The sequence below is a fragment of the Vibrio sp. 10N.222.48.A3 genome (assembly GCF_041475345.1).
GTDB lineage: Bacteria > Pseudomonadota > Gammaproteobacteria > Enterobacterales > Vibrionaceae > Vibrio > Vibrio tasmaniensis_A.
In genome coordinates, this window is record NZ_JBFRVX010000407.1 from 1 (window position 1) to 5,358 (window position 5,358).

Annotated in this window: 4 protein-coding genes and 1 pseudogene; all 5 read right to left on the bottom strand. The window is 43.8% G+C overall.

The window, feature by feature from the left end; genetic code table 11:
* Positions 1 to 689 precede the first annotated feature (689 nt).
* The gene (locus tag AB4653_RS12600) at positions 690 to 2,330 is read right to left on the bottom strand and encodes a hypothetical protein (RefSeq protein ID WP_102257913.1); all 1,641 of its coding nucleotides are present in this window, start codon (positions 2,328 to 2,330) and stop codon (positions 690 to 692) included.
* A complete protein-coding gene (locus AB4653_RS12605) occupies positions 2,327 to 2,800 on the bottom strand; it encodes a DNA-binding protein (protein WP_102257914.1) in 474 nt (157 codons plus the stop codon). The genes AB4653_RS12600 and AB4653_RS12605 overlap by 4 nt, the downstream gene beginning before the upstream one ends.
* Entirely contained in the window at positions 2,794 to 3,681 is an 888-nt protein-coding gene (locus AB4653_RS12610) for a hypothetical protein (protein ID WP_102257915.1), read from the bottom strand. The genes AB4653_RS12605 and AB4653_RS12610 overlap by 7 nt, the downstream gene beginning before the upstream one ends.
* 24 nt (positions 3,682 to 3,705) lie before the next feature.
* Positions 3,706 to 4,032, bottom strand: a complete 327-nt coding sequence (locus AB4653_RS12615) for a hypothetical protein (RefSeq protein WP_102257916.1) — start codon at positions 4,030 to 4,032, stop codon at positions 3,706 to 3,708.
* A gap of 478 nt (positions 4,033 to 4,510) precedes the next feature.
* Positions 4,511 to 5,353, bottom strand: a pseudogene (locus tag AB4653_RS12620) (phage tail protein); the annotation flags it as partial.
* Between the last annotated feature and the right edge of the window lie 5 nt (positions 5,354 to 5,358).

The following is a 5,358-nucleotide window of genomic DNA, read 5'->3' on the forward strand; positions in this document are numbered from 1 at the left end:
GAACTAGACACAACGCACAGATAAGTACCATCTAACTACCCCATTTAACTAAAACCAACAAATTCTGTAGTTTACACCTCTTAATGAGCAGACAAAATCCGCGTTTTTGTAGCCCCACTGTCTCCAACTTTATAATAAAGCCTTTCAGTTCTTCCATTGAAACAAATTGAAAAAATGTTTTTGCCTTAAAAACGCCTGCAAGCCTTATGCTACCTAGCTTAACGAGGCATGAATTTGATCCTTCAAAATCACCCCTAGATCATTAAAACAATGACAAAAAATAGAATAGCCTATACCTTTCAATAAGTTAACACAAAGACGCCTAATCTTTAATGATCGTTTTTTTTCAATTTACTGAAAAAAACTGAAATAATTGAAATTTTATATTGGGCAATTTATGCCATTTCTAACAACTTTAATCTATCCCGAACCCCATATAGCAAAAGGCTTCGCACCCCGTCAGTAAGGCGCTCTAAGCCCTAGTTTTTCATAACTCAAAAACTGTAAAAAAAACTGATCGAAAAACGCGCAGGCGGGTGAGGAGAGTGCGGATTTTGTCATCCGGTCTAGGTGTTTCGTCGCTCTGTGGTTGCTGTTTTCCCTGTAATGGCGTTGTTCTCATTTTGCATTGATACAGGCATAAAAAAACGCAGCCGTTTGGCTGCGTTGTTTGTGAATGATTATCTGGGTTAACTGGTTTGTGTGATTGGATCGAGTCGCCCTTTCAACTCGGAACTCTCCGTACCATGCCCTCGAATTGCGCTCGCTTGAACTGGAGCTCTCGTTGTCGCAGGGCCAGCCGCGACTCCCTTGTGCGTATGCGTAGCTAATGTCTCGGCCAACTCTTTCACTACCTGCATGAGTTCAGACAAAAGAATCAAGACATTCTCTTGCTTAGAGCCTACCCATGTTTTGGGCGACTGCAACCATTGATGTTCAGCGGCAAAGCTCCTACGCACTTTTCCTATAGCCTCTACCAATTCGCCAGCAGTAGCCGTTTGTATATTACCCAAACTCCCCAACACAATATCATCACCAGCAAGTAGATTAATCGCACCCAATGCTTCTATGAGTTTTTTACCAATCACCTCTTCAACGCTGTGTTCATCGACAACTAGATGATGCTGTCCAAACTCACCACGATAACGTTCAACCTGGTCTATCTTTTCGAACGCTCTTTGTTTTTGTGTCTGGTCAGTTTGCTGACTTATGTTGCCCGCAGCATCGATTCTATTGCTAACTTCTTCACGTTGCTGCTGCAATTGCTCACCTGGCTCTATCGACGGCAACGCATAATCACGACCATAAACACCACGAACGATAGGTCTATCGTTTCGACCATACGCGAAAGCAATTTCGACTAACGTTCCCTCAAGTGGATAGGCTAACAAACCTGATTCATGTCCACTCATGTGAACAGGCAAAGGGATCGAACGATAGACAGGTACATTACTGTCTGGGTTTAAGTCTTCATCAAGCACCTGAACATCAACCGCAAACCTTGGCCGGAATGGGTCAGCGACTTGCCCTACTGTTACCTTGTCTCTCACCGCTTCAACTCGACCAAATTTTGGCAAATGAAAACCGGCGGCCAACTCTGGAAAGTTTTGCAGTGCTTCGCGTTTCTTTGGTGGAACTTCGGATTGTTCATTTTTCCAATAAGCGGTCATTTCATCTTCAATCAAATCCACTCGATTAACTCGCTTATCGTTCATGACCCTACCCGGCCTAAGCATTGGAAACGGTACAAAAGTGACACTGTTACCACTTTGGCGACTGGTAAACTCTTCCGGCATTGGCATCGGTTTGTTATAAAAATGACTATCTTGATACGACCCGAAATAAATCCTCTGATCAGCATCTTGAAACCAAACACAGTCGAGAATAGAAAACGCTTTGGCTACTTGTTCTAAACATTGATAGCCCGTTCCTTGGCAAACAAAGTTCGGGATAGTCGTTTTGATGTAATCAACCTCTGGCAGGTTGAACTCAAGCCCGGTTAACTCAGCAAGAACACCGATCACATCCTCTGCCGTTGGATGCTCTAGGCTAACGGCCCAGCGCTTAGACAAAATACCAACCAATTCTTTTGCCGTAATTTTATGGTAGCCATTTGCTGCGGGTTGCACTTTGTCGATATACCCCTCAAACCAAGGGGCGGTTTTGCTTTCGTATCCGATATCAAAACGCACTAATTCAAACAGCTCTGGCTTCTCTTTGGCTTCAATTTCGAAGATCGCAACACTGCCTAGTGATAACTTTAAACTCACCATGTTACTCACCAGTTTTACTTCTTCACCACTGATAAACAAACGTTTCTCTAACTTCATTGAGTTGCTTCCTCTGCGTTATTCAGAGCCTGTTTAAGTCTTGTATTTTCTCGCTGTTCAGGTTTACTTTGTTCTTTAGCGCGTTGCTCTTTTTGCTCTCCCACACTGTTGTGTTCCCGCAGCTCAAAGGAAACATTCCAGGCCTGCAGTGTTTCATGCTCTCTTGCGTTGATACGACCAGTAAATTTCACATTGCGAATTTTAAGCGCCAACGCAATGTCGTTACCGATTCGATAAACTCTTCGCGTGTTGGTTTCATCTTTACTCGAAGCAAACGAATACAACTGAGTCAGCGTTTCTGCACGCGTAAAAGGAACACGACCACTAAAGGTCAATTTTTTGCCTTTATCGCCTTGCTCTGCCGTATCGGTTCCCGATGATTGACCGCTCATGTCTTGGTCTTTTAGCTCCATCGACATTTCAACTTTCATTGAATCCAAGTTAACCGGCACACCATCAAGAGCTAACATAGCAACTCCTCAAAAAAGGTCATGGGTTCATGACTAAGCAATAAGCTCACCACTGTGAATTGATGATGGTTTGGCGTATCCGCTTTGTTAAGCTGTGTTGCAATACTTTCTGCACTCCCAGTAGCGGAGAAAACATAAACATTTCCTTTTAAGTTTTTCAGCGCATTTATCTGGGTTTTAATATCACCCAACTTATTGGCTCGCTTAGCCGCAAGTGACTGTAATTTCCCAATTACATGACTTTCATCATCTGCTAAAGATTCTATTGTCGCAATTTGTGCCCCTTGCCAATGCAAAGCGTCATACAATGGTTTGGGGTTGAGTCTTGCCAAAGGTTTAAAACGAAGCTGGGTGATTGCAGCAGGTTGATAAAGTTTGTCGGTTTCATTGGTCACCTGTGCCTGAGCTTGCCTAGCCACCTGAGCCCAATCAGACAGAGGGAACACAGAAACAAGATCACTTAACTGGCTAGCAAACTGGGCTAACTGCGAAGCTGTCACCATAAACGCCACACAATGAAGATTGCCAGTTGGTCGGTGCTTATCTGCATGGTCACGAAGTTTGCCAGATAACACTTTAACTGCAGACTGTGGATTTAAGTAACTACCTGAGTCCAACTTAGTCCCCACTTGAAACTGGTAAGGCGTCGCAGTTAATACGGTTCCAGTTTTCAACAGAGAATCAAGTTCATCGCGTAGCCTAAGCAAAGCACTCGCTTCTTCGCTTAAAGAGTGACGCCCATAACGAATGTCACTCTCAAGGCTGGTCAATCGGCTAACCGCATCATTCATCGTGGCACCGATTTGGTTTATCACCTGCTCAGACTCGGTTTGAATTGATTGCGAGCAGCTAGGCCAGCTGAGCGGGGATTGTTTCCACATAGTGCTTCTCCCTTCGAAAAGCGCTTACTCTGGGCGTATTGGCTTTTTATCTGCCATGTGTAAGTCACCGGAATCAGAGTGAGAAACAAAGTCTCGACATAAAATAGCGTACTGATTTATTTCATCCAAAGTGGCTACCGCTCGCTTGAGGTCTCCCGTTTGGTGGTAGGCTCTCTGAATGTCACACCAATTTAACTCATCGATAGCCCATTGTTGTGCCTCTGCTAACTCATCTCTTTGCTCGGCCATTTCAAGCGCGTCTGATTCAGATATAGGTGTTAACCCTTTCTTAGCTAATTCGGGGGAGTCATACGCTCGAATAATCCCCTTTTTATCAACAAAGTAATTCATAACAGTTTCCTCAACGGAGTTCTGACCAAGTATACAAACGATATAAAGAACTATTGGCCATTAACCAATACTCAGAGCCTGGTGGGATAATCACGTCGATGATGTAACCTCTATTGCCTGGATAATAAATACCAATGGAAAAATTCTCATCATCAACATAAAATTTTGCTGCTTCACCTGTTTGAGTCAAAGACCTAAAACTAATATGCACTTGAATCGGAAAGTTATTGGTGTTGGTGTATCGAACATTGAAAACGCGCGTGGTGAGCGTTCGGCGATGACACCATGTTTGTCCTGAACTAAAACCAGACTTGAAATTGCTTAGAGCCTTTTGAGTAATGACGAGCTCAGAGCTTGTTCCATTGGGGCTATCGGTGAAGAACTTTTTTATTCCTCGCCAAAATTGCGGTATTTTTATGTGTTTATTAACCATTGATTCGCTGTCAATGTCTTCATCTGTAGCGGCATTACTCTTTGGCTCAGCCAGTGCCAAACCACCTTTAACCCGCCAATCAACCACTGAACCATCAGCATTTATTCCGGCCAATTTTGCGACGTAGTGCTGCTCACCATTCTCATCGACATAATCGGTTAGCTCGGTTCTAGAAACTAAAATAGTAACTTTGTTTTCCCAGACTGACAGCGCTGTCCCTTGACGAACTACATCGACATATAAGCCATTTGGTTTAGTCGTGATGGTTTGCAGCACTTCCCCATTCAACACCCCTCGTAAACCACCAACATAAACAACACCAGAATTCACTTTGTATTTATTCGGATCAGCTTGTTGGGTAACGTCAACCCCCACAATAAAAGCAGTGTGTCCATAATTATCGAAACAAACCAAACGATGCTCTTCTTCCATCCCTTTCAATCGTGCGTGATAGTCAATCTGCCACGTTGAAGCATCAATTGTAATTCCGGCAATTTGAGCGGCTCCGTCATAGGCTTGTACCAATGACTTAGTGCTCACCATGCCATGTTCCTTGGTCTCATTCGCTTTATGCACCACCATTCCACAAGAGTTCGGGGCATTCTTATCACGTAAATAAATCGAGTTGAAAGTAAACCTTGAAACCGTACCAGGGATCACAACTGAATACGCCAGTGCATTGTTACCCAGTTTGCCCACTTGCTCGATGTCTTGTTGGTAAACCCAGAGCGAAGCATCCGGCAAACCATTTTCACGGTCAATTGGTTGGCTTGGATCTAACCTCGGAATGTACGCAAAAATCATTTCATTCATGTCTGGTGCCTCACCAGCACTCATTTGATTTTGCAAATAACGCTCGAATTCGAGTGGGATTGCCGTTTGGCTCATTGGGT